Origin of the sequence: Yersinia sp. 2540 StPb PI, assembly GCF_052217165.1 — a bacterium.
Lineage (GTDB): Bacteria > Pseudomonadota > Gammaproteobacteria > Enterobacterales > Enterobacteriaceae > Yersinia > Yersinia enterocolitica_E.
In genome coordinates this window covers 3,676,918-3,702,220 of the sequence record NZ_JAZGQC010000001.1, presented here as the reverse complement: position 1 = coordinate 3,702,220, position 25,303 = coordinate 3,676,918, and the positions used below count along the sequence as shown (strand labels likewise).

Sequence of the window (25,303 nt, the reverse complement as noted above, 5' to 3'; positions counted from 1 at the left end):
GTTTAATATGGGTATAAAACACGATTATCAAACGCTGGATCCCGGCAACGAGGTTTGGCTTTATGCGGTTGATTGCACCGCCTTTAATGGTCCTGAACTCTTTTTTCATAATCATAAAATACCGTACACCTCCCAAGAGCTGCGCGCGGCAGATGGGAATATAACAAAACTTCCTGTTAAATCTATCTGGTGGCAAGGCGTCGAGTATTTGCCGTGGCCAGTGGAGTTGACCGGAATAGAAATAGCCGGTGATGGTACTGCACCGACCCCCGCACTTAGCGTTGGAAACATTGACGGTACCATCAGCGCAATGTGTCTCGCTTATCAGGATTTGGCTCAGGCGAAAGTACAGGTACACAAAACCTTCTCTCACTATCTTGATGCGCGTAATTTTTTAGAGGGTAATCCCTCCGCCAGCCCGTATGATGAAACATTGTATGTTTATTTCATCGACCGCAAAGCAGGTGAAGGCCCAGGCGGAATACAGTTCGATTTATCCGGTCCTTACAATATGCAGGGCATCAAAATTCCTCGGGAACAAATTCAGGGGAGTGTTTGCCGTCATTGTATGCGGGGTTGGTATCGAACGGGGCGGGGCTGTGATTATGCCGGAACGCTGTATTTTGATGAAAATGATAACCCAACTGATGATCCGAGTCGTGATGAATGCAGTGGATCACTTCGGGCCTGCAAACTACGGCATGGTGCTGAACCTTTGCCTTATGGCGCCGAGCCAGGTTCATCGCTCTTAAGGAGATAAGCATGCAGAAGAAAACCCAGACAGCGATTTTTGCGCATGCTGAAAAAGACTACCCCCGCGAGGCTTGTGGTTTAATTTGTCGCAATGGACGAACGGAAAAATACTTTCCGTGCCGCAATCAGTCCACTGAGCCACGCGATAATTTCATTTTGCACCCGGAAGATTACGCCGCCGCCGAGGATTGGGGGCGTGTCACCCATATTGCTCACAGTCACCCTGATGCAACAACCCAACCCAGTAATGTTGATCATGCCCAGTGTGATATGTCCGAGTTACCCTGGGTTATTGTCAGTTGGCCGGAAGGTGACTTACGAATAGTTGAGCCGGTTATAGGGCCGCGACCGCTCGAGGGGCGTCCGTTCGTGCATGGGGTGTGGGACTGCTTCAGCATTATTCGCGACTGGTACAAGCTGGAACGAGGTATTGATCTGCCCAATTTTGAACGCTCACCCTGCTGGTGGGAATCCGGTACCGAAAATTTGTACATGGATAATTATAGCAACGCGGGGTTTGTGGAGATTGACGGCGAGTTATTGCCTGGTGATGTCATTATCATGCAAGTAAGCGCACCAGTCCCGAACCATGCAGCAATCTATATCGGCGATGGGATGATGATTCATCACATGTACGGGTATATGAGTAAGATGGTGCCATTTGGCGGGTATTATCAAGATCGCACTACAGTAAAGTTGCGGCATAAAGCCCTGATGTTATGATTATCAGTAATTAACTGATGAGTGTAACGATATGAAAAATATATTTATGGTAATTCTTTTGTTGGGGCTATCGGGCTGCGCTACAACCGCTGTTAAACCAAGCAATGCGCTACAAGCACCCAAGGAAAGAGTATTTTTATATCAAAACTTGCTACCAGGTGCCTCGCAACTGACAGTGGTCAGAGATAGTGGTTTCCTTGGTGGTGGATGCTATGCGGCAGTATTCCTTAATGGAAAGAAGGCCGCAAGTTTAAATCCCGGCGAAAAAGTTAGTTTTTATTTGTTGCCTGGGGAGTGGATGATTGGGTTTCAGGGAGAAGGTAAAGTCTGTATCGCTGACGAACTCCCAACAGAACAGGAGATTAATTTAAAAGCAGGACAAAGCAAAGGGGTTAGGCTGTTTTCTGACCCAAGCGGAAACTTAGATATAAAACCCATAAGTTTGAATTGAAACTAAGCCGCCGAGAGGCGGTTTTTTTGTGCGTGGAGTAATAAATGCGAAGAAAAATAACCCTCGGTGGAGTTTTAGGTAAGAAATTCGGGCGGGAATATAACTGGGATGTATCCAACCATAAAGAAGCAATAGAAGCTCTAAGTTTACAAATTAAGGGATTTAGGCAGTTTCTGCTTGATAGTGAATCCAAGGGGCTTACATTTGCGGTCTTTAATGGAAAACGGAATATTGGTGAGAATGAATTAAGTCTTAACGGTAAAGAACCTATCCGTATTATCCCCGTTATTATTGGTAGTAAGAAAGCAGGTGTATTCCAAACAATACTTGGAGCAGTTCTTGTCGCCGTGGGTGCGGTTATGACTTGGATGTCTGGTGGTACTGCAAGCCCTTTAGCCGCTGGTTTTTTTAAAGTCGGTGCAGCAATGATGCTCGGTGGTGTGGTGCAAATGTTATCACCGCAACAGGGCGGACTTGCATCAAGGCAATCAGCAGAGAATACCCCAAGCTATGCGTTTGGTGGGCCAGTGAATACAGTGGCGCAGGGAAACCCTATCCCCATCGGTTACGGTGAGCGAATTATCGGCGGTGCCATTATTTCAGCCGGTATCTATACCGAAGATCAGATGTAACTATTAACTTTAATATTGAATCGCCTCCGGGCGGTTTTTTTTCGCCTGGAGAAAAGTATGTCGGCAATTGTGGGTAAAAAGGCGGGTGGTTCAGACAGCCACACTCCGGTTGAATCACCAGATTCATTAATTGCTACTTCATTTGCAAAGATGCTGCTGGTATTGGGCCATGGTGAGTGGGTTGGTGGGCTGGATAATACTCGTATTTTTCTGGATGGGACGCCAATCGGCAATGCGGACGGCAGTGTCAATTTCCCCGGCGTGCAGTGGGAGTTTCGCCCAGGAACCCAGCATCAAACTTATATTCAGGGAATGCCAGATGTTCAGAATGACATTGCTGTGGGCGTTGAGCTGAAATATGAAACTCCATGGGTTAAGGCAATCACCAATACTGATCTCTCTGCCGTGCGTGTTCGCCTATCATGGCCGGCATTGCAGCAACAGCTCGATAATGGTGATGTTGTTGGATACCGAGTTGAGTACGCGATTGATTTAGCAACCGGTGGCGGGGCTTACAATGAGGTTTTACGGTCTGCGGTCGATGGTAAATCAACAACGGGGTATCCACGCTCTCACCGTATTGATTTGCCCGCGTCAACAGAGGGTTGGCAGATCCGCGTTCGGAGGATAACACCAAATACTACAAATACAGCCCGGGTTGCCGATCGGATGTTAGTTGATGCCGTCGTCGAAATTGTTGACGCAAAATTGCGCTACCCGAATCTGGCGTTGCTGTATATCCAGTTTGATGCAAAACAGTTCCAGAACATCCCGACAATAACGTGCAAACCTAAAATGGACATAATTCGCGTCCCATCAAATTATGATCCTATTAACAGAACTTATTCCGGCGTTTGGGATGGTTCATTTAAGTGGGCATGGACCAATAACCCAGCCTGGATTTTCTATGACCTCTGCATTAATGAGGAATATGGGCTGGGCCAATGGATTAAGGCAAATAATCTCTCAACCTCAAAATGGGAATTGTACGAGATAGCAAAATATTGTGATCAGCTTGTCCCTGACGGTCGCGGCGGTACCGAGCCTCGTCACCTATGTGATGTTTATATCCAAGGGCAAGAAGATGCAATTAACGTTCTGAGTGACATCATTAGTATATTTTCTGGCATGTTCTATTGGGCTGGCGGCGAGATCAGGGCGCTGGCCGATATGAGTCGTCCAGTTGATATGGTTTACTCTCGCGCTAATGTGAAAGATGGTTTTCAGTATAGCTCGGCCAGTGAGCGAACCCATTACAGCCAGGCTATGGTGTCATATTCAAATCCTGACAATCGCTATCAGGATGATATTGAACCTGTCGTCGTTCGGTCCCTGGTTAGGCGTTACGGTACTTTAAATGCTGACATAACGGCCATAGGCTGTACTCGGCGCAGTGAGGCTATCCGCCGAGGTAAGTGGGTTCTTTATACCAATGAAAAGGATAGGGCGGTTTCGTTCACAGTGGGGCTTGAGGGCCGCATTCCCTTGCCTGGTTGGGTTGTTGGGGTTGCCGATCAGCTATTGGCTGGGCGAGTGCTTGGAGGGCGCATAAGTAGCGCAGTCGGGCGCAATGTTACCCTTGATCGCAAGCCTGACGCAAAGCCAGGGCATCGCCTTATTGTTAACCTTCCGAGTGGGGTGGCGCAGGCAAGAACGGTGCAATCAGTGAATGATAAAGTGGTCACTGTTAGTGTTGCATACAGTGAATTACCTACCGCTGAATGTGCCTGGAGTGTTGATGCCGATGATCTGGCAGTACAGCTCTATCGCGTTGTTGGCATCAAGGACGCATCAACAGAGAAGGAAATAGCCTATGAAATTAATGCTATTGAGTACGATGAAAATAAATGGGCCAAGATAGAAAGCGGCGCAATTATTGAAGATCGCCCGATTAGCGTAATCCCACCTGGTGTTCAGCCGCCACCAAAAAACATTGAAATAACCAGTTTTTCTGCAATAGCCCAAGGGCTTGCTGTCACCACCTTGCATGTAGAATGGGATGCCGCTGAAAGTGCAATTGCTTACGAGGCCGAGTGGCGGCGCGATAATGGCAACTGGATCGCCGCCCCGCGCACGTCTACACGTAGCTTTGATGTTACGGGTATTTACGCCGGGCGCTATCAGTGCAGAGTCAGGGCTATCAATGCGGCTGAGATATCAAGTATCTGGGCCAACGCCACTGAAACAGCATTAAACGGTAAAGAGGGAAACCCTCCAATGCCAGTGGGTTTTGCGGCTACCAGTATTCTCTTTGGCATAACCCTGAACTGGGGTTACCCCGCCGGCTCGGAAGATGCGCTTAAAACCGAGATTGAATATAGCCTGTCTGCTGATGGCACTGTTCCCTTATTGTTGAGTGATGTACCACATCCGCAACGAAACTACACCATGCAGGGATTAAGGGCGGGGCAAGTGTTCTGGTTCCGTGCACGGATCGTGGATAAATCCGGTAATCAGTCGCCGTGGATAGATTGGGTTCGTGGCATGTCGAGCACAGACACAAGCGCTATTCTCGAAGCGATTGGCGATGATTTCATTAATAACACCGTGGCGGGTCAGCAACTGCTTAATGATGACTTCATGAATGCGGAAGGTATTCTTGAAAATGCTGTCGCTAATAATGCTGGTATCGTGCAGCAATGGGCGCAATACGGGGAGAATAAGGCCGGTGTTATCCACTTAACCACCACCGTGGCTGATGCTGAACGGGCATTCGCTGAGTTTGAAACACTTGTTACATCGACATTTGAGGACCAGACCGCTGCAATTGACCAGAAGATGACGGCCGTTGTTGATGCTGATGGTGCCAGTGCAACTTACAGCTTGAGAGCGGGACTAAATTATAACGGTCAGTTTGTTAGTGCTGGGATGGTAATCGGTGCTGAGTTTATTGGTGGCGTAGCTAAATCATCAATTGGCTTTACTGCTGATCAATTTATATTGCTCTCGGGTCCTGCTGGTAATGTTTTTTCCCCATTCGCGGTAACTAACGGCCAAGTGTTCATAAACGAAGCAATTATTGCTGATGCGACAATCGGATCTGCAAAGATAACCGATTACCTTCAATCTACTAATTGGGTTTCCAACACAACTGGCATCCGTATTGGAATGAGATCGGGGCAAATAGAGATTAATGGTGCTGTTGCTGGGGAGGGTAGACTGAATTTTGTTAATAATCGAATCACTGTATTTAATGAAAGCAATCAAGTCGTCGTCGTTATTGGCAAAAAACTGGTGGTGTAACTATGTCTACATGGGGCGCTCAGTTATTTATGCCGGGTGGAACGTTTGATGTTATTAATGCTTTTCTACCTGCTTATATGATGGACTATTTTGTGGGTAGCGCTAGCGGCTCACGGTCGTATACCGTGCCCGCAGGTAAGAGCCTTAGAGCTAAAGCATACTTCACAACAGCGGGGTCATTCGCTACTGAGGCAGTGGTGACAGTTTCCGGTAGTACGGTAACGTGGTCTAACGCTGCCGGTAATTCTATTATCGTGTGGGTGGTGTAATGGCTGAATTTGGCATGCAAATAACGCGTGATGATGGGGTGATATTCGCTTCCCCAGAATTCACGCCCACCGTATTGGTACAGGTTATGGACAGGTCGGCAGACTATACTGGGGATGTATCCGCTCAATACTATTACGATACTATTGTTCCGAACGCTAAGAAGTGCTTTGTCTTCCATAAAATGCTATCTACCGGCAGTCAATCTGGTGCCAGTGGCGGCGTTCTACACTATGCCGAGCAGGGGCCCAATGGATATTGGAGAGTACACACCGTAGCGGGGACCGCTGGTTTAGTCCATACCATGCGATTCTACGTTTTCTCGGAGTTCGTAGCTAACGTCCCAGAGTGGGGGATTTACTTCTACAAAAACAATCAGATGGTCTATACAGGGAACTGCCTCCCACTGGACATCAAATTTTGGGCGCGTCCGCAACTGACCACACCCGCGCCTACAGTGCCATGCGCCACAATTTGTTCAGTAGCGAGGCAGCTAACCCAGGGTATTCCGGGGACAAACCCACCGACCATACTTATTTTCCTGTTTTGCTTCACAGGTTTTTCGTCCGGCATTATAACTCCAGTGTTCAGGCAAATTTCACAGAGTGCGGGGGGCGGTTCCGCAGATGGCTTTTCTAAAGGTTGCCCTTATATAGAAACAGCACTGTACGACCAATATTATAAAGCCTCACTCGGCTACGCTTAACAAATAACTTAATGGGGATACAATTATGTCTTGGTATGAGGCAGGTACAGTCACGTCCGTAGCTGGGACGAATGTGATTACCGGAACAGGCACGTTATGGAATAATCCAATATTTGGCATTGCTGCGGGACAGATGATTTTTGTCCCCGGTGCGGGGCAGGTTGTTATATATGAAATACTTTCTGTCGATAGCGATACTAAAATCCGCATAACCCGAAATATAGCATCACCAATTGATAACTCCGAATACGCAATTGTCACGACCGTATCAAATTCAATGTCAGATTTAGCGCGAAGAACTGCTGTTCAATTGGCTTTATATCAGAAGCTACTGGAGGATTGGCAAGATATAACTACTGGCACAGGAGATGTCACTATTATTGCGCCTGATGGCTCGACAGTGGTTATTCCATCTTTAAGTGATTTGACTGCCTGGGTTAACGACTCGAAGACGTGGTTTAACGATAACAGGGAGCTGATAGAGAACGCTGGGGAGGCGGTAGCTGGGGCAGAAACGGCAAGAGATGAAGCGGTCACGGCAAAGACTGCTGCTCAGTCAGCAAACACCGCCGCTCAATCAGCAAAAACAGCGGCAGCCAGTTCCGCAACTACAGCATCTAGCGCTGCAACAATTGCTACCGGTGCAGCATCGGCTGCGACAGATGCTGCAACAACTGCAACGCAAAGCAAAGATGGGGCTGTTACTGCACGCAATGAAGCGGAACAATTTGCCGCAAGCGTCAATCCCGATTTACTTATGCATACCACAGGCGGAACATTTACAGGGCCTGTCATACTAGCCGGTGACGCAATAGACCCTAAAGGTGCAGTTACCAAGCAACAGTTGGATGCAAAACCTTCTGGAGGTTTACCGCTGCTTTTCAGTTGGTGGGAAGAAAACCGCGACCATATCCCTGATGGAACTGCACCCCGTGACGGGCAAGAGTTAAGCCGTGCTTTGTTTCCGGATGCATGGGCGGAGGCTCAAGCTAAAGGCCTTGTAATTACAGAGGCTGAATGGCAAGCAGACCCACTTAAAAGGATGCGGTGGTCGAGCGGCAACGGTACAACTACGTTCAGACTGCCCGATGAGAACGGTAAATCACCTGGCAGTGTTGGCGCTCCCGTTCGGCGTGGCGATGGCGCTAAATCGAACGGTGTAACTGGCACAATTCAGATGGATGCCATTCGAAATATAACGGGCAGTCTGCCTAACTCTCAGGTACTAAACGGAAATATAGCAACCGGGGCTTTCTCCAACAATACAAACACGTCAGCCCCATATCCAGCTTACTCGGCGACAAATGCTGGACAGGGTAAAATCACTTTTGATGCTTCTCTTGCGGCAAATGTTCTTGTTGCCGATGAAAACAGGATGCTCAACGCAACGGGTTGTTATGTTATCAAACTGGCGGGTTCTTCATTCAATGAAGGGCAGATAAACGCACTTGAGTTGGCCACTCAAATAACATTGTTAGCAACGCGCGTAACTTCACTCGAGGGTCATCAAAAATTCACATATCTTTATCCGGGTGGTTCCGCAGCCGCACCAGCCACCCTTGGATTATCACAGCGAATAGTGTTGGATAATCCCTTCACCGGCAGAAAAATAGACTATCGATGTGAAGTCCAGATTGGTGGAATATGGGGAGTTGCTGGGTATGGTAGTAACGTTGGGTCTGGAACATTTTCAGCGGGGGCTTTAGCTATCCCATGGGGGGATAATATCGTGATATGGAGTGGGGCGTCCTTTGTTCTGCATGTTGCGAACATGACCGCTAACTCATTTCCCTCCGCATCCAGTATTACTTCCGCCCCCTATAGGGTTGTTGTATGGACAATTGATGGATTGGGGGCTTAAACATGAAAATATACTCAGAGCTGGGAACCAATGTTGAATATATCAGCTATTCAGATGCGTTTCAGTTACCGGAAAATTGCATTGTAATGAATGGCCCCAGACCAGATCCGACTTACTACGCAAATGAAAATGGCGAATGGTTAGTTGGCCCCTCACCGCAAGTGCTGCAACAGATGGTTATTGAAGCCAGAGAAAATCAGACAACGATTTTATCACAGGCATCCGACATGATAGGTGCGTTGTCAGATGAAATTGAGGGGCTAGAAGATGGTGGCGATGATGTGCCAGATAAACTCCGTGCTGACTTAAAAGCGTGGAAACAGTATCGTGTAAAAGTGAAGAACATCGATGTTTCTTTTACACCGGATATTGAGTGGCCAGTTGTACCGAGTGCCGTTTCAACTGAAGCGTAAATACAAAACCGGGCTTAATGGCCCGGTCTATTCATTAGCATCATCGACCGATGGCTTAAGGCTGGAACCAATCATCAGCACCTTCCCAAGTATCCTTCAAAATCTCTTCAATCGTTTTTTTGTCCTCATTACTCCCACCAAGAACCGTTAACCCATCGGCCCCCGCAAACCTTACTTTTACGTCAAGATCGCTAAATTTACGACTGAGGCGATTTGTTAATTCTTCCGTAAGTGCGTTGGTATAGCCCGCCGGAAAACTCTTGGCGTTCAGCTTATCTATAGTGACTTCGACACGCAGCATAAATCCCCCTCAATTAAATATCGATAACCAGCCACTGATCAGCCTCATCAAACATTTCCTCAACCAGCCGATTGAGAATAGCCTTATCACCTTTGCTGGCGTCGGTATTGATGCCGTTCGCTTGCATAGGCTTAACTTTGACATCAGCTTTAGGGAAGACACGGTGTACACGCTTGGTTAGTTCAGCCAGGATCAGTTCATTGGCACCTGGTATCTCTTTCACGTTTCGCTTATCGTAAACCAGTTCAACTTTCATAAATCCCTCTCAACTGTGATAGCGGGTTTTGGTGTTAACATCTTCAATACCAGACTCGATGTAGTCCACGCGCTTCTGTAGTTCTCTAATCAGTTTTTTAGCGGCTTCCAAACGAATCATGACTTGCTGGTCTGGGTAATGCTCCGGCTCAATCTGCCTGAAGCCGGTGAGGGTATCGGTGAATGACGATCGCATAATAATGAACTCACCAAAGGCACTGTGAGCCGTATCAAAAGAAGTCAGTTCCCTCATCCCTGTAAATTCATCTTTAGGATTTCTTGCCATGGTACCCCCTTGCTAATTTACTGTGTATTTATACAGTAACGGCAAAGAGGAATTCAATCTGTTTTTTAGCGGTAGATAGGGAATTGATAACATTCCAAAGATTTCGCGGACAAAATGAGTACATAACTGAGTACATAATTTGAGGTTTATGATGTGTAATCATATATATTTCAGGTAATTATATTATTTATTTCGTAATCGTGAATGTAGAAAGTAGGTTGCTTATTTTTATCTGACATTATTCGGTTTAACCCTTTTTACTATGGTCATTCTTTAGTGATGGGCCACCGTTTTGGTGGTAAGCCGCAGTGACCAATAACGTTAGTGTTAGAATATCATTTCAAGTGCGCCGAGACGTCAGGATTTATTTCGACATACTTATGTTTTGCCAGAAACATGCCGATCTAATTAGTATTTACCTACCGTTTACTCAGCTATTCATACAATTCGCCTACTAAATGACACGGTAGGAATCATGGTGAAAAAACTTCTGCTAACCGGCGCAACAGGGTTTCTGGGCGGGGCAGTGCTTGAAAAGTTATTGTTGGCAGACGCCGATTTTAATTATTTATTATTAGTACGGGCGACTACGCCGGAGCAGGGGCTAAACCGCATCCGTGAAAATCTGTCGAAATTTTATCTCCCCAGTCAGCGGCTGAATAAAATAAATATCAACCATATTTTATTAGGCGATTTGGCAGAGCCGGATAGCTTTATTAATGACCCACGTATCGATGATGTGACCCATGTTATTAACTGTGCTGCTGTCGCGTCATTTGGTAATAATCCCTTAATCTGGAAAGTAAATGTAGACGGCACTCTGGCGTTTGGCAAAAGAATGGCAAATGTAGTGGGATTACAGCGCTTTATCCACGTGGGTACCGCCATGTCGTGCACACCGGATGCCGGAACGGTGGTTAGCGAGCAAGTATTATCAGCGCAAGATGATGCGCATTTAGTGGAATATACCAAGTCCAAATCAGCTATTGAACGATTGCTGGCAGAGCAATGCCCGAATTTACCGCTGGTATTAGCCCGGCCATCGATTGTCGTTGGGCATACCCGTTTGGGGTGTCAGCCCTCTAGCAGTATTTTCTGGGTATTTCGCATGGCATTAATGCTGCGTAAGTTTATGTGTTCATTGGATGACTATATCGACGTTATCCCGGTCGATTATTGTGCGGATGCTCTGCTGTGTATTTTGTTCCATCCCCACTTGACCGAAAATATTTATCATATTTCTGCCGGAGAAAAAGACAGCGTCAGTTTTGCCGAAATTGATCAAGCGATGTCATGGGCCGCGCGGCAAAAACCGATGGGTACAGATTATTGCCAGGTAGACTACGGTGCTTTGGTGCAGATGCGTAACCAACTAAAAAGCATTTTCGGCCCCTGCAATGAGCGCTTAATGTTGAAAGCCATGCGTTTATATGGCTCTTTTGCAGTGTTAAATGTGCGGTTCAGTAATGAACGCCTGCTCAGTTTGGGTATGCCAAGATCACCACGCTTCACGGATTATATTGCCTGTTGTGTGGAGTCCAGCCATGGAATAACTATCCAGCAGCAAATGGCGGTTGATTTTAAATAAACATTTCTCCCCGCATAACGACAGATTGCGGGGAATAACTTTTCCAGTTTATGTCTCATCATTGATTATCCGCTTATCAGCCAGATCTACGCCGCTTACCTGTCAGCGCATGTGTCAACTGCCCGCGCTTAGAACCTAAATTGAAAGCCGCCCTGAGTCAGTTCAGCACATGAGCGAGAGGTTGCCGCCGAATTAAGTGAAATTACGACCGCAGTGAAATCATTGATGCTGGCGGTAACGCAGGAGCAGCAGGTAGAAACGCCGATTTATGGCTATGTTTGGCTGAGGATGGAGCTAACCAAACAGCTTGAGGAATTCGACTATCTGATTAATATGACGTTATGCCGGTGATCTCTCGCCGCTGAAGGCAGATGAAATTTCTGTCTGGCGAGTAAAGCAGGTAAGATAAGCCAATGAATCTTGTCACCAGGTACGGCAAAGCGGTATGGTGCAGGTAGCCTGGTCACCAGCAATTGAATTTGTGTAAAACTTAAGTGAAGGTGTAAAAATGGATAATGCAATTAAGCCGACTTTCCAGGACGTTTTGGAGTTTGTGCGTATGTTTCGTCGCAAAAACAAGTTGCAGCGTGAAATCGTTGATAACGAAAAGAAAATCCGTGATAACCAAAAACGCGTTCTGTTGCTCGATAACTTGAGTGATTACATCAAGCCGGGGATGAGTATTGAAGAAATTCAGGCCATTATCGCGGACATGCGTACTGCTTACGAAGATCGTGTTGATGATTACACCATCAAAAATGCCGATCTGTCTAAAGAACGTCGTGAATTGTCGAAAAAACTGAAAGCGATGGGCGAAGTTAAGTAACTTCACCAAGGTTTGATAGCTTGTTTTAACACTATTAAGAGAAAGGCTGGCATCAATTGCCAGCCTTTTTTTTGGCTAAAATGGCTCTAACTTGACGGTTTGTTCTGCCGCAAGAAACTAAACGCTGGGATTTTCGCACCTTTGACAAAGATAAACGCCAGCAGTAACGAGCCCCACAGCGCCATAGTGATATAACTACTGACACCCATGATATTCAGCCCGCTTTCCAGCATTTGCAGCAGGAACAGCGCCAGTACAATGCCGAAAACTTTGCCAAATCCACCATCGGGATTTACCCCACCCAGTACGGTTGCCAAAATAGTGATAAGTAACAGCGACTCACCGTAGGATGCTTTGGCTGAGTTCAGTTTCGACATCATTAATAAGGCCGCTACCGCACACAGTAAAGATGAAATTACATACACCCAAACCAGTGTGCGGCGCGTGTTAATCCCAGAGAAGAAGGTGGCCTTCTCATTAGAACCGGACAAATAGATTTGGCGGCCCAGTGGCGTTTTAGCCAGAATCAGCCAGATGGTCAGTGCTACCGCGACGAACAGATAAAGTGGCACTGGCACACCGAGAAAGTTGCTGCGATCCAGTGCCAGTACATAGTTCGGGAAGTTTGAGATAGCCGAACCTTTGGAGATAAGTACATTCACGCCTTTGAGCAAGGTCATGATGCCCAGAGTGGCCAGAATAGGGGATACTCGTACCACCGAGATAAGTATCCCGTTGATAAGCCCCACAACCAATGCCACCGAGGCACCCGCCAGTAACATCAACATCATTGAACTAAAGGTTGGCGCAAGATGGGTACAAACCCATGCCATCACCAGGGCGCTGGCATTCGCGGTAGCAATAATCGATAAGTTAATCCCACCGGTCAGCATAGTAATCGCCATGGCCAGAGTTAATACCCCCGCGACAGGGATTTGCGAGGCGATGGATTGGAAGTTAGCCGCCGACCAAAATACCTGTGGAATAAATAGGCTGAATCCTACGCCGACCAGCACCAGCAGGGCAACCAGCCAGCGTTCGGTATGATCACGTTGCGTTGTTTTCGACATAGTTATATCCCTACCTTATGGCGTTGGCCCCAGGCCGTCACACTGATACTGATGACAATTACCAGCCCGATAACCACGGTATGCCAGTACGACGAAATGCTCAGTAAATTCAAACCATTTTGTAATATTGCCAGCAAAATCACCCCCAGCAAGGTACCGGTAAGTGTTCCACGGCCACCCACAATACTGGTACCGCCGAGCACCACGGCTGCCAGCACTGTAAGCTCATAGCCCAGTAATGAATCAGGCGCTACAGTTAATACGGTATAAGACTGTACTACGCCGGCGATACCGGACAGAAAGCCCATATAGCCATACACGAACAGTTGCAGTTTGAGAATACTGAACCCCATGCGTGACGCCGCTTCCTGATTGCCCCCTAAGGCATAGATTTGCCTGCCAATACTGGTGCGGGTCATCAGTAGAGCGGTAACAATAATGGTAATTAGCAGCGTTAGAATAGGGAGCGACAGGCCGTAGTCATAACCATCGGCAGCGGTAAAGGCGAACAGCATTGGCCCGTGTTCAAACCATTCAGGGTAGCTATACAGCCAAACACCACGGCTGAGATACAACAGTAAACCGTAGAAAATATTCAGTGTGGAAATGGTGATAATGATCGACGGTACGCGTAAGCGGTTAACCAGCAGGGCATTAACCAAGCCCAAAAGTAGGCCGATACCACCAGCCAGCGCAAAAGCTACCGGGAAGTTGCCACCAAACTTCACAATTAGTGTCACCATGACATATTGCGAAATAATGGTCATCGCTGGGAATGAAATATCAATACCGCCAGAAATCAATACGATAAATAAGCCACAGGCCAAAATGGTTAACATGGCGTAGTTATTTATCAGATCATAAATATTAGCAAGGGTCAGAAAATCCGGGCTGGTGAACGCAAGATAAGTCGAAATAAGCAAAATAGTGAATGCCAGCATCACTTCATGGCGTTTTAGTTGTTCTTTATTGAATAAACCTGTTTTACCTACCGCAGATTTATTAACTGCATGGGGGTTAGCCATTTACTACCTCCGCAATGGCTGCTTCGCTACTGTTACCCGGTAAAAACTCTTGTACCAGTCGCCCGGCCCGCATCACTAAAATACGGTGGCTATTGAAATAAGCTTCATCAATTTCATCGCAGACCATTAACACAGCGATACCGCGAGCTGCCAATGCATTGATAATATTATAGATACCGGCTTTGTTAGCGATATCCACACCTACAGTGGGGGAGTCAAGGATCAAAATTTGCGGATCGGTTGCCAGCCATTTAGCGATAGCAATGCGCTGCGCATTGCCGCCAGACAGCGTATTGACCGGAAGGTCGCTGTTGCCGATTTTGATCGACAGGTGTTTCACCATATCCTCGACCAGCGTATCGACCCGCTCACTACGCATCAGATGGAACACGTTTTTCAGGCGATGCAGAACAGTGGCACTGATATTGTCACGAATGGATTGTTCCATAATCAGCCCGGTGCTCATTCGGTCTTCTGACACATAACCGACCCCCGCCGCAATAGCATCACGGTTACTGCTGAAATACATCGGTTTATCGTTAATTCGGATGGTGCCTGACTCCGGTGAGGTCAAACCGAATAAACTAAGACACAGTTCAGTGCGGCCAGAACCGAGCAGGCCCACCAACGAGACAATTTCCCCCGGATGCAGCGTCAATGAGATGTTGTGATATTCATTACTACGGCAAAGCTCCTCCACGGCCAGCACCGGCGGGCGGGCGGCACTGTAGGGCGGTAGCACCTGAAAATCAAATTTCATGCCGGTCATCAGCCACGCCAGCCGCTGGTTGTCCACTTCGGTGGCCGGGTAAGTGCCAACCCAATCACCATCCTTTAGCACCGTGATGCGGTCTGAAATCTCCAACACTTCACTTAATCGGTGGCTGACAAAGACTACGCAGATATTGCGTGATTTCAGTTCATGTACCACCCGCAGCAAGCCATTAACTTCTTGTCGGGTGAGGGAGGCGGTAGGCTCATCCATCACAATCAACCGGGCATCCTGTGCCAAGGCACGGCAAATAGCCACCAGTTGCTTCTGGGCGATGGGCAAATTCTCAACCAGTTCATCCAGATTGAGATGCGCATCAATGCTGCTGATCACCTGCTCAGCCGTGGCGCGCATCTGGCGTTTGTCCACCCACAGGTGATGGTGATAATGGTTCATGGCGATATTCTCGGCCACAGTCAGGTTCGGGAATAACGACAAATCCTGATAAATTACCTGAATCCCTAAGCGAACGGATTCAATCGGGGTCAGGCTTGAGTAAGTTTTGCCATCAATGGTAATCGTGGCATCAGCATCGGGCTGATAGACGCCGGAAATAATCTTGATGAGGGTCGATTTGCCACATCCGTTTTGCCCTGCAAGACAATGTACTTCACCGGGTAACAGGGTCATAGCCACTTTATTTAGCGCTTTGACGCCATAAAAGGTCTTACTAACATTTTCCAGGGTAATAAATGGCTGCATATATCCTGTGTCCTTTTGATTCTTAATTAATTAATTGCGGAACCAGACAGGGCGTCCGGCTCCGCAATAACTTAGTGAATCAATACAGCGAATCCACGTTGTCTTTGGTTACCCGTAATACATTGTGGAACTGGATCAGATGCTTATCTTGGTCAACTTCAGCTTTACCCACGCCAGGAATTTCCATACCTGACTCAATTTTTTCACCTTTCAGCACTTTGTCCGCCACTGCGGTCAGTGCATAACCGGCAGAACCTGGGTCATAGGTCACGCCCATTGCGATATCACCGCTTTTAATCAGGGATGCCGCCTGTGAAGGGATCATCATACCGAACACATGGACGTTGTTTTTCGCACGTTTCTCTTTCACGGCACGGCCAGCACCGATCGGACCTTGCGAACCGAAGGCGACAATACCTTTCAGGTCACTGTGCGCTTTCATTAAATCGAGCGTGGTACGGCGTGAATCATCAATACTCTCGGCAACAGGCATGCGGCTGGTCACCTCAAACATATCGGGGTAGTGCTCTTTCTGATATTTAACAAACAGATCGGCCCATAGGTTATGCTGTGGCACCGTCAGGCTGCCGACATAAATCACATAGCCACCTTTACCACCCATGGCTTTTGCCATCTCTTCTACGTTATCTGCGGCAAATTTGGCGTTATCGATGATTTCGATATCCCAGTTGGCGCTGGGTTGCCCTGGAGATTCGTTGGTTAACACCACAATACCGGCTTCACGGGCTTTCTTGAATACCGGTTCCAGTACATCGGCATCGTTGGGCACAATACTGATAGCACTGACTTTTTTCGCGATTAAGTCTTCGATAATTTTAACCTGCTGCGGGGCATCGGTACTGGAAGGGCCGATTTGATAGGCTTTGATAGCCAGATCTTTACCAGCGCGATCCACACCTTCGCCCATGCGGTTAAACCACGGCATACCGGCGATTTTTGAGATATTAACCACTTCGACCTCCTGCGCCAGTGCACTGCCCGAGCACACCATCATGCTGAACAGACTGGCTGCCAACAGGGTTTTCACACTCAATTTTTTCATTTAAGGCTCCCGGAACTCATGTAGGTTGAGGTAATTGTTATTTAAGGTATTGGTGCAATAATCAGCATGCTGTATTACATGAATTTTATTTATGTTTTTAAAAAAATGAAGATTTAACAGGAAACAGATTTTACATCTACACTACATTTCCTGCTGGTGGGATCTAATACCTTGATAGCAGTTTCCCCCATATACATGAATGCTATTTACATGGACAAAATAGCTGCATTCCCTGTTTGTGACTGAAGTCATGATTTTGAGGGGCAAGACAAACAGAATTACATAAAAATGGTAAGCGGCAGGTTAATAACAGTGAGGTTTACATGGATATTCTGGTTCAGATGATTCTCAATTTTTCGCTATCATGGCTTGATGCTGAATTACGGGCTAACGCACGCCACCGGGCACCATGGTTAACAGGTGTTGGCGGGGGTAGTGGCGGTTGATATTGCGCTGCTGCAATTGCCAGAACACCTGCTCCACGTCATGCCGTTGACGGTCAAGCAATAATCCAACCACGCTGCCACTGTGGGCTACGTTCAACCCGTATAAATCCAACTCCTCCACTAGCCTCAGCAGGGCGCTAAAGTCAGGTTTTACCAGTAAACGCTGGCTGGCTTGCGCACTCAATGTGGTGGCCTGGCCCAGCAGTGAACAATCGCGGCGCTCGGCGGCTTGGGTAAACAGTTGCCATGCCCGTTCCAGTGAGATGGCACTGGCTAACAGCGCCGGTTGACGATCACGGCGGTGGTAATCCTCGGTTTTGAGAATCTGTGGGCTTTCCAGTAACAAAATATCTATCGCTGGCTGCCAGTTATAAGAGATTTGTGTTGCGGCAGTTTGGTGGTCAAACAGTGTCAGTTGTTGAAACAGGGTGCTGTCAGTGGGTTCCAGCCTGACGCACAGTGCTGCCAGTGCGGCTTCATTGAGTGTTTCACCGAGATGGCGGGCGGTTGCCAGTGCGGTGGCGGCGATATCGGCGGTACTGCTGGCAAGTCCTTTTGCTACCGGAATGGTGGAATCAAAACTGATGTGCAGGCCATTAGCCATCTGTGCCGGTTGGCCAAAATAGGCCAGTACCGCCGCCAACATCTGGCGCATCCGTGGGCGTTCATTCTTGCCCGGTACGCCATCGGTCACCGAAACCGTACTAAACCAGTTGACCGGGCAGGAGATAAGCTTCTCCCCCCCCAGTATCCAGCCCTGAATCAGCTCACCACAAGAGGCCGGGCAACGGGCTTCAGCCATGACCAAAGACCTGCTGTAAGGCATTGATCAGCCGTTGGTTATCTGCCGCGCTTTTAATGGCTACACGATAGTGGTCGCGGGTTAGACCGGGGTAATTAGCACAATGGCGGATCAGAATATGGTGCTTTAATAGCGCGTGTTGCAGATTAAGTTCAGGTTTAAGGCAGCGCAGGAAAATATAATTGGCGCACCCTTGCCACACCTGCAACGCGGGCAGGGCGGCTAAATGCTGATATAACCAAGGTCGCTGCTGCGCCAACCATTGATGTGTGGCTTGAATATAAGGTTGGTCATCGAGAATAATCTCACCCGCCAGTGCGGCAAAAGCATTGATAGTCCAAGGCTCGCGTTGCTGTTTCATTTGCGCCAGCGCCGTCAGGTCGCCACTGAGCAGATAACCGAGGCGCAACCCGGGAATGGCAAAGAACTTGGTCAGTGAGCGTAACAAGTATAAGTGTGGGAAATCCGCTAATTGAGGGGTAAGCCCCAGCGCATCTGGCAAGAAATCGATAAAAGCTTCATCGATAATTAAAGCAATATGGTGCTGATGGCAACACTGCACAATGGCTTGCAGCAATTTGGCATCAGGCATCAGGCCGGTCGGGTTATTGGGTGTCGCCAGAAATAGGCAGTCTGGGCGCTGTTGGGCTAATAGCGCCAGTAGGCGTTCATCGGGCTGATAGCCATCTGACTCACTCATCTGATAATCATGAATCTGGCAGCCGACCCGTTGCAGGGCGCGGCGGTACTCAGCAAAGCCCGGAGTCAACAGTACCGCAGTGCGGGGTTGCAGATGCTGCACCACTGCGTAAATCAGCTCAGTGGCACCATTGCCTGCCATAATATTCTCTGGCAGGCAGTGGTGAGCGCGGGCCAGCGCTGCGTGTAATTGGCGATACTCAACATCAGGATAGTGTTCGGCACGGGCCAATTGTTCGATAATCGCCGTTTTCAAGGATCCCGGCATGCCCAGCGGATTAATATTGGCACTGAAGTCAACGATATTGGCTGCATCTGTGCCGATTTTCAGTGCCATTTCCAGCACATTCCCACCATGCTCACTCATTGCTACTCTATTCCCCTATATAGCTTGTGCGTTTAGAGTACCATACCCTTCGTCCTTGATGCTGTAGGGTTGTTCGCTACACTCACGCACCCGAATCACTTACTTGTAGTTGACCCTATATGAATAAGCTCATAGGGATGCGTTTACTTGCAGCCTACCTACAACGCCAATGACTTTGGGTATATCAGCGAGGGAATGGCGTTTAGCGACAATAGCTCCGGCGTGAAGGCGAGCATATCTCGTAGGCGAACCACGTCGCCAATAACAATCAGCGCCGGTGCCGATAAACCCTGCGCGGCAACTTGATCGGCTAATGTAAGCAATGTGCCGCTGGCAACTTGTTGCTGCTGGTGGCTGGCGTACATCACCACGGCGGCAGGGGTCGTGGGGGCTTTCCCCCCGGCGACTAATTGCTGGCAAATGGTTGCCAGTTGTGTCATTCCCATCAGGATAATCAGCGTACCTTCCAGCTTGGCTAATGTTGCCCAGTCCTGCGGCTCGTTGCCTTGGCGCAAATGGCCGGTTATCACATGAAAGCCTGAGGCATAATCACGATGTGTTACCGGAATACCGGCATAAGCCAACCCGCCAATGGCGGAGCTTATCCCTGGAACTACCTCAAACGGAATACCCGCCAACGCCAGTGTTTCAGCCTCTTCACCGCCGCGTCCAAAGACATAAGGATCACCACCTTTGAGTCGCACCACATTTAGCCCACGTTGGGCGCAATCAACCAGAATTTGATTGATTTCTGTTTGTGGCACCAAATGGTGATTGGGGTTTTTGCCCACATTGATCATTTCACAACCATCAGGGGCTTCTGCCAGTAACTCAGCACACACCAAACGGTCATAGACCAACGCGTCAGCGCGACGAATAACATGTAATCCCTTCACCGTAATCAGCGCGGCATCCCCAGGCCCGGCGCCTACCAACCAAACTTTCCCACTTTTCATATTGCCTCTCATTGTGCGGCGAGGGCCGGTTGTACCGGCAGATTCAGGGCCACGCGAATGACATCACGGGCAATCATTAATTCTTCATTGGTATTGACGATAGCAATCTGTACCGGCGCCGAGTCATGTTGGATAAATGGCTGATTGTTGATATTTTTCTCTTCGTCCAACTCGATACCGAGAAAGGCTAAACCACGGCAGATCTGCTGGCGGGCTGTGCGGGCATTTTCACCGATACCGCCGGTAAATATCAGTGCATCAATTCCGCCCAGTTGCACGATATAGCTGCCAATCACCGCGCGGATACGTTCGGCAAACAGGTCGAGCGCCACTTTAGCGCGCGGGTTGCCATTGGCGGCGGCATGTTCGACATCGCGATAATCGTGTGAGATGCCGGAGACACCCAGCAAGCCGGATTGGTTATTAATCAAATGGTTGATTTCACTGGCGCTTTTTCCTTCCGCTTGCTGAATAAACGGTAGGATGGAGGGGTCAATATCACCGCTGCGGGTGCCCATCATGATACCGGCCTGCGGGGTGAAGCCCATCGAGGTATTCACCGACTGGCCGTTGCCGATAGCACAAATGCTGGAGCCGTTGCCAAGATGGCAGGAGACAATGCGCAGTTCTTCTAAGGGCCGCCCCATTCGTTCGGCGCAAACGGCACTGACATATTTATGACTGGTGCCATGGAAACCATAACGGCGAATACCCAGCTCTTCATAGTAACGCCACGGTAATGGATACAAATAGGCGGTCTGGCTCAGCGTTTGGTGGAATGCAGTATCAAATACCGCCACCGCGCTGGCATGGGGCAGGGCATGTTGGAACACCCGGATACCGAGCGCATTAACCGGATTATGCAGGGGGGCCAGTGCGCCAAGCTGCTCTATCTTATCCAGCACCTCGGGGGTTATCACGACCGAATCGGCGAATGCTTCACCGCCGTGCGCGACACGATGGCCGACACCGGTAATTTCATCCAGCGAATCAATAATATTGTGTTCAATCAGCGCGTGAAGTAGGTGTTCAGCACCTTGGCGGCAATCGGCGATAGGCAGAATCTCGCGCCATTTCACATCTGTGGCGCGGAGGTTAAATATCGCATCATCCATACCGATACGTTCGATTAATCCCTGACAGATCACTTTTTCATCAGGTAAGGAAAACAACTGAAACTTCAACGAAGAACTGCCGGCGTTAATCGCCATAATCTTACCGGGCATGCGACTCTCCAGAATGATTCAAATAAGTAATAAGGTCGGTTAATCCCTCACCGCTCAGCGCCGAGGTCACAAATAGGTGTTGTGCGCCCGCCTGCGTGAGGCTGTCAGCAGCCCAACGCAATTGGTCTGGGTGGTTAACGGTGTCGGCTTTACTGATAATGCCAATGACCGGCTGGTTGAAAACCTGCGCCAACATCGGGGCAAACCAGCTTTGGGTCGCATCCGCATTTTGTACCAGCCCCACCACATCCGCTTCACAGGCGCTTGCCAGTAACGCACTGTATAAACAGCGGTTTTCCAGGTATTCACCGGGAGTATCAATGGCATTGTCCTGCCAGATAATGGCTTGGGTTTTCTGGTAATTAAGCGCCTCACCCTGCAAACGCTGGATAAGCGAGGTTTTGCCGCACTGGCTAGGGCCAATCAACATGATGCGTTGCATGGCATCAGGTCCGGGTCATTGGGCAGGCGGTAAATTTCATCATGTCGCCGAGGGTGTGGATCACCTGTTTCAGCGCATATTCCACCGCTGACACATCACCGGTAAACACCACCGCACCGGTGAAACGGTCGATAAAACCAATCTCAACCGCACCGGATTTGGTAGCGATATCACTGGCAATAATCGAGGCTTCGCTAGGGGTAATGGTCAGAATGCCAATGGCGCTACTGACATCATTCAGCCCCAGTTTTTTGTAAAGTGCCTTATTAGGATTGGCTATCAGATGCGCCAGGGTTATCTGTTTACCGGGAACATATTCCTGAATTACGCGCTCGGGGGTGCTGCTCTTTTCCATCATGCCTCCTGAACTAACTGACGCCATAGCGCCTCATGGGGCCGTGGGATCACTGAGCTGTAAACCAATAATCCCTTCTCACCGGCACACTGGCTGGCAACGTCCACGGCAGTTTGTACATCAGCAATATCGCCGCTGAGCACTTGATAACATTTGCCGCCGATGCCAAACGCCATATGGATGCGCACCAGCGTGACATTGGCCGCTTTAACCGCACGGTCGGCGGCAGTAATACAGGCCGCCACACTCCAGGTTTCCACCACACCCGCCGCTTGACGATTTTCCACCGTATTCAGGCCGCTGATCGCCGGTAATACGGATGGATGAAGGTTGGGCAGGACGATGCTATCGACCAACAGATGCCCGCTGTGCCGCTCGCCGTTTTGTACCGACTGGGTGACGGCACCGATATCGCCACCGACCATCAACAGATATTTACCGGGGCACAGGGTTTTGCTCACCAATAGGCTGACGTTAGCGCTTTTCAGCATCAAGTCGCAGACCTCCATGCCCTTGGCGATACTGCTTAATTCAACAATTCCAATGGCTTGTGACATAGCCCTTCCTTTTAATAAACGTCAGCCCGTTTAATGGTGATGGCATTTGCGCTGATGGCCGTGACCGTGCCGCTGATACTGGCATGCACCGGTGCGCCTAACGCGTTATTCGGAATTTGGCCAATAAGTTGACCGTGATCGACCCGTTCGCCGACCGTGACCACGGGTTCGGCGGCAGCCCCGATATGCTGGCGCAATGGCAGTACCACCTGTTGTGGTCGGTAGCCTTGTTCGCTGAATGGCGCAGCTTGATACCAGTCGGTGAGATCCAGACGGGCAATCAGCCTTGATATCGGTACCATGCGGTAATTAGCCATCGGATCGGCCTCACGTAGCGCCCCTTGATAGCGGGCACCTTGCGCCCGCAACTGCGTTTTCAGCAGGCGGTTAATGCGCATCGGTGAGATATCTACCGGGCAGGCGTAGCTTTCACATAGCCCGCATTCCGAGCAGGTCAGAGCGCTGAGTAAAATGTCTGGTGTGGCAACTTGTTGGTAGGTTATCGCGCGCACCAGCAGATGCGGGGGTAGCTCATGGCCAATCAAGTGGCGCGGGCATAACTCGGTACACATGCGGCACTGCTCACATACGGCACGAGCAATGGCTAACACATCCTGGTCGCTGCGGGCGCGGCGGGTAATCAGTAAGTGATCAGCGGGCAGTACCAGTAGGCCGCCGGTAGTTTTGGTTACCGGTTGGTCAAGGTCATGCAGGGCATGGCCCATCATCGGCCCGCCATTGATATAGGCCGGATTGTTGATGGTAGCCCCTCCTGCCAGCGCCAGAACTTCGCGCAGCGGGGTACCCAGCGGTACCGTCAGGGTTAAGGGTTTCGCCACCGCACCATTTACGGTCAGGGTGCGGCGAGTCACCGGCCACTGCTGTTCCACCGCCCGCGCCACATTGAGTAGTGTTTGCACATTGTTCACCACCACACCGATGCTGACCGGCAGCGCCGCAGGTGGCACCCGGCGACCGGTTGTCAGCCAGATAGTGATAACCTCATCACCGGCGGGATAGACATCGGGCAGAATGTGCAGCCGGATTTGTGATGGTAGCAAGGGGGTTAGTGCGGCAATCGCCTCACTATATTTGGCTTTCAAGGCGATGATGCCTTCCCGCGCGCCGGTGGCTCTCATGCCATACAGCACACCGCGCACCAGTCGGGCTGCCTGGCGCGGCATCAACTGCTGATCCACTTTCAGCATTGGTTCGCACTCAGCCGCATTGACCAGAAAAATCTCGGCCTGCGCTTGTAGCTTCACCGCCGTTGGGAAACCAGCACCTCCGGCACCGACCACGCCAGCGTGCTGAACCCGTTGCTGAATAGTCACGGCATCACAATCAGCCAGTTCACCGTAGGCGGGTAGCAAGCAGGTATCCGCAATGTGTAGGTCACTCATAAAGCGCCTCGATAATCCCACGGATATCATTGCCGTCAGCCGCACGCGGGTTAGTGCGCAGTGTCACGTCGGCAAGTGCGGCGGTAATTATGTCGGGAATGCGTTGCTCTAACTGGCCTTCATTGATTTTCATCGCGGCCAGCGGCTGAGGTAATCCGCATTGACGTTTGAGTTGTTCAATCTGATGGACCAATTGGTTAACTGCACTGCGCTCATCGCTATTTGCCGCACTGAAATGGCACAGTTTTGCCAATCGCGCATAGCGTTTACATGCCCGTGCATCAAGCGCGTTAAAGCGAATCACCGGCACCAATAGCAAGGCATTCGCCAAACCGTGCGCGATATGAAATTGCCCCCCCAGCTGGTGCGCGATAGCATGATTGATGCCCAGACCAGCCTGGCTGAATGCCATGCCAGCCAGCGTGGAAGCATTGTGCATCTTGCCTCGGGTAATCAGGCAATCGCCTTTGCGGCAAGCGGTGGGCAGATGGCGGAACACCAACTGCACCGCTTTTTCTGCCAGCGCATCAGTAAAGTCACTGGCACGTGGTGAAACATAGGCTTCCAGTGCGTGAGTCAACACATCCAACCCGGTATTGGCGGTGATAACTGGCGGCACGGTAACCACCAGAGCCGGGTCCAGAATGGCGATGTCCGGGTAAATCTCATCGTCAAACAGCGGGTATTTAATACTCTTTTCCGGGTCGCTGATTACACAGGCACTGGTCACTTCTGAACCCGTGCCGCTGGTGGTCGGGATAGCAATACAGGTCTCGATCTCTATCCCCTGTTTACGACTGAACCAGACAATAGCTTTTGCTGCATCTAGCGCGGAGCCACCACCAAAACCAATCACCACATCGGGGCGCAAGGCATGCATCTGCTCAATGCCCTTAACCACGGTGTTAATGTTCGGGTCCGGCGTAATGTCGCTGAACAGACTGATTTGGTTATCCTCTGCCAGCGACTGTTTTAAGCGATCCAGTAACGGCGAGGTGGCCAGAAAGCCATCGCAGACAATCCAGATTTTGCGCTGATGGAAGCGTTGCAGCACCTTAAGGCTGCCTTCCCCGCTGTAAATACGTGTTTGCAGGAAAAAAGTCTTCATACGTC

28 protein-coding genes are annotated in these 25,303 nt (G+C 49.4%); 12 read left to right on the top strand and 16 right to left on the bottom strand.

Going from position 1 to position 25,303, the window contains the following annotated elements; genetic code table 11:
- Window positions 1–7: 7 nt before the first annotated feature.
- From V1956_RS17115 to V1956_RS17075, 9 genes are read left to right on the top strand one after another with little or no spacing between them, the layout of a single operon-like run.
- Window positions 8–760, top strand: coding sequence for a phage minor tail protein L (locus tag V1956_RS17115; RefSeq protein WP_442825378.1), 753 nt, complete (start codon window positions 8–10; stop codon window positions 758–760).
- 2 nt (window positions 761–762) lie between these two features.
- Window positions 763–1,476 carry a C40 family peptidase gene (locus V1956_RS17110; RefSeq protein WP_442825377.1) on the top strand — a complete coding sequence of 238 codons (714 nt, stop codon included), beginning with the start codon at window positions 763–765 and terminating at the stop codon, window positions 1,474–1,476.
- Between the two features lie 31 nt (window positions 1,477–1,507).
- Window positions 1,508–1,927 (top strand): hypothetical protein, encoded by a 420-nt coding sequence (locus V1956_RS17105; RefSeq protein ID WP_004390486.1) that lies wholly within the window; start codon window positions 1,508–1,510, stop codon window positions 1,925–1,927.
- Window positions 1,928–1,971: 44 nt separating this feature from the next.
- Window positions 1,972–2,559, top strand: coding sequence for a tail assembly protein (locus tag V1956_RS17100; protein WP_098080969.1), 588 nt, complete (start codon window positions 1,972–1,974; stop codon window positions 2,557–2,559).
- 57 nt (window positions 2,560–2,616) lie between these two features.
- Window positions 2,617–5,802 (top strand): host specificity protein J, encoded by a 3,186-nt coding sequence (locus V1956_RS17095; protein ID WP_442825376.1) that lies wholly within the window; start codon window positions 2,617–2,619, stop codon window positions 5,800–5,802.
- 2 nt (window positions 5,803–5,804) lie between these two features.
- Window positions 5,805–6,071, top strand: coding sequence for a hypothetical protein (locus tag V1956_RS17090; RefSeq protein WP_439310341.1), 267 nt, complete (start codon window positions 5,805–5,807; stop codon window positions 6,069–6,071).
- Window positions 6,071–6,775 (top strand): hypothetical protein, encoded by a 705-nt coding sequence (locus V1956_RS17085; protein WP_442825375.1) that lies wholly within the window; start codon window positions 6,071–6,073, stop codon window positions 6,773–6,775. Before V1956_RS17090 ends, V1956_RS17085 begins: the two co-directional genes overlap by 1 nt.
- Window positions 6,776–6,800: 25 nt before the next feature.
- Complete coding sequence (locus V1956_RS17080) at window positions 6,801–8,636, top strand: phage tail protein (RefSeq protein WP_442825374.1); 1,836 nt, start codon at window positions 6,801–6,803, stop codon at window positions 8,634–8,636.
- A 2-nt stretch (window positions 8,637–8,638) separates the two neighbouring features.
- A complete protein-coding gene (locus V1956_RS17075; RefSeq protein ID WP_442825373.1) occupies window positions 8,639–9,049 on the top strand; it encodes a tail fiber assembly protein in 411 nt (136 codons plus the stop codon).
- A 55-nt stretch (window positions 9,050–9,104) separates the two neighbouring features.
- Here the strand turns inward: V1956_RS17075 and V1956_RS17070 are convergent, their stop codons facing one another.
- The 3 genes from V1956_RS17070 to V1956_RS17060 are packed head-to-tail and all read right to left on the bottom strand — an operon-like array spanning window position 9,105 to window position 9,891.
- The gene (locus tag V1956_RS17070) at window positions 9,105–9,350 is read right to left on the bottom strand and encodes a DinI-like family protein (RefSeq protein ID WP_442825372.1); all 246 of its coding nucleotides are present in this window, start codon (window positions 9,348–9,350) and stop codon (window positions 9,105–9,107) included.
- 13 nt (window positions 9,351–9,363) lie between these two features.
- Window positions 9,364–9,606: a DinI-like family protein gene (locus V1956_RS17065; protein ID WP_050875351.1), complete on the bottom strand. Its 243-nt coding sequence runs from the start codon at window positions 9,604–9,606 to the stop codon at window positions 9,364–9,366.
- A 9-nt stretch (window positions 9,607–9,615) separates the two neighbouring features.
- Entirely contained in the window at window positions 9,616–9,891 is a 276-nt protein-coding gene (locus tag V1956_RS17060; RefSeq protein ID WP_418398621.1) for a hypothetical protein, read from the bottom strand.
- 478 nt (window positions 9,892–10,369) lie between these two features.
- Here V1956_RS17060 and V1956_RS17055 point away from each other — a divergent pair, with 478 nt between their 5' ends.
- The 3 genes from V1956_RS17055 to tmaR all read left to right on the top strand — a co-directional run bounded on the left by V1956_RS17055 (window position 10,370) and on the right by tmaR (window position 12,305).
- Window positions 10,370–11,479 carry an SDR family oxidoreductase gene (locus tag V1956_RS17055; RefSeq protein WP_442825825.1) on the top strand — a complete coding sequence of 370 codons (1,110 nt, stop codon included), beginning with the start codon at window positions 10,370–10,372 and terminating at the stop codon, window positions 11,477–11,479.
- Between the two features lie 225 nt (window positions 11,480–11,704).
- Window positions 11,705–11,830: a hypothetical protein gene (locus V1956_RS17050; protein WP_442825371.1), complete on the top strand. Its 126-nt coding sequence runs from the start codon at window positions 11,705–11,707 to the stop codon at window positions 11,828–11,830.
- A gap of 157 nt (window positions 11,831–11,987) precedes the next feature.
- The gene (gene tmaR / locus V1956_RS17045) at window positions 11,988–12,305 is read left to right on the top strand and encodes a PTS system regulator TmaR (RefSeq protein WP_005187773.1); all 318 of its coding nucleotides are present in this window, start codon (window positions 11,988–11,990) and stop codon (window positions 12,303–12,305) included.
- Window positions 12,306–12,391: 86 nt separating this feature from the next.
- On the opposite strand, the gene V1956_RS17040 is transcribed toward tmaR, so the two are convergent.
- The 13 genes from V1956_RS17040 to V1956_RS16980 all read right to left on the bottom strand — a co-directional run bounded on the left by V1956_RS17040 (window position 12,392) and on the right by V1956_RS16980 (window position 25,298).
- Window positions 12,392–13,375, bottom strand: coding sequence for an ABC transporter permease (locus V1956_RS17040; RefSeq protein ID WP_372558478.1), 984 nt, complete (start codon window positions 13,373–13,375; stop codon window positions 12,392–12,394).
- A gap of 2 nt (window positions 13,376–13,377) precedes the next feature.
- Entirely contained in the window at window positions 13,378–14,400 is a 1,023-nt protein-coding gene (locus V1956_RS17035; protein WP_083159285.1) for an ABC transporter permease, read from the bottom strand.
- Window positions 14,393–15,874, bottom strand: coding sequence for a sugar ABC transporter ATP-binding protein (locus V1956_RS17030; RefSeq protein ID WP_372558479.1), 1,482 nt, complete (start codon window positions 15,872–15,874; stop codon window positions 14,393–14,395). Before V1956_RS17030 ends, V1956_RS17035 begins: the two co-directional genes overlap by 8 nt.
- A gap of 79 nt (window positions 15,875–15,953) precedes the next feature.
- Window positions 15,954–16,889: an autoinducer 2 ABC transporter substrate-binding protein gene (locus tag V1956_RS17025; protein WP_227746594.1), complete on the bottom strand. Its 936-nt coding sequence runs from the start codon at window positions 16,887–16,889 to the stop codon at window positions 15,954–15,956.
- A 435-nt stretch (window positions 16,890–17,324) separates the two neighbouring features.
- The gene (locus tag V1956_RS17020; protein ID WP_442825370.1) at window positions 17,325–18,185 is read right to left on the bottom strand and encodes a GHMP family kinase ATP-binding protein; all 861 of its coding nucleotides are present in this window, start codon (window positions 18,183–18,185) and stop codon (window positions 17,325–17,327) included.
- Complete coding sequence (gene cobD / locus V1956_RS17015; protein WP_442825369.1) at window positions 18,178–19,251, bottom strand: threonine-phosphate decarboxylase CobD; 1,074 nt, start codon at window positions 19,249–19,251, stop codon at window positions 18,178–18,180. Before cobD ends, V1956_RS17020 begins: the two co-directional genes overlap by 8 nt.
- A gap of 158 nt (window positions 19,252–19,409) precedes the next feature.
- Window positions 19,410–20,207, bottom strand: a complete 798-nt coding sequence (gene cobA, locus V1956_RS17010) for a uroporphyrinogen-III C-methyltransferase (RefSeq protein WP_420074561.1) — start codon at window positions 20,205–20,207, stop codon at window positions 19,410–19,412.
- Between the two features lie 8 nt (window positions 20,208–20,215).
- Window positions 20,216–21,433: an acetate/propionate family kinase gene (locus tag V1956_RS17005; RefSeq protein ID WP_420070917.1), complete on the bottom strand. Its 1,218-nt coding sequence runs from the start codon at window positions 21,431–21,433 to the stop codon at window positions 20,216–20,218.
- Window positions 21,423–21,875 carry a EutP/PduV family microcompartment system protein gene (locus V1956_RS17000; RefSeq protein WP_372558484.1) on the bottom strand — a complete coding sequence of 151 codons (453 nt, stop codon included), beginning with the start codon at window positions 21,873–21,875 and terminating at the stop codon, window positions 21,423–21,425. The genes V1956_RS17005 and V1956_RS17000 overlap by 11 nt, the downstream gene beginning before the upstream one ends.
- Window positions 21,876–21,879: 4 nt before the next feature.
- Window positions 21,880–22,230 carry a propanediol utilization microcompartment protein PduU gene (pduU, locus tag V1956_RS16995; RefSeq protein WP_032813079.1) on the bottom strand — a complete coding sequence of 117 codons (351 nt, stop codon included), beginning with the start codon at window positions 22,228–22,230 and terminating at the stop codon, window positions 21,880–21,882.
- Window positions 22,230–22,787, bottom strand: a complete 558-nt coding sequence (locus V1956_RS16990) for a BMC domain-containing protein (RefSeq protein ID WP_005185285.1) — start codon at window positions 22,785–22,787, stop codon at window positions 22,230–22,232. The genes pduU and V1956_RS16990 overlap by 1 nt, the downstream gene beginning before the upstream one ends.
- A gap of 11 nt (window positions 22,788–22,798) precedes the next feature.
- The gene (locus V1956_RS16985) at window positions 22,799–24,190 is read right to left on the bottom strand and encodes a 4Fe-4S dicluster domain-containing protein (RefSeq protein WP_442825368.1); all 1,392 of its coding nucleotides are present in this window, start codon (window positions 24,188–24,190) and stop codon (window positions 22,799–22,801) included.
- Complete coding sequence (locus V1956_RS16980; protein WP_372558486.1) at window positions 24,183–25,298, bottom strand: 1-propanol dehydrogenase PduQ; 1,116 nt, start codon at window positions 25,296–25,298, stop codon at window positions 24,183–24,185. Before V1956_RS16980 ends, V1956_RS16985 begins: the two co-directional genes overlap by 8 nt.
- Window positions 25,299–25,303: the final 5 nt, after the last annotated feature.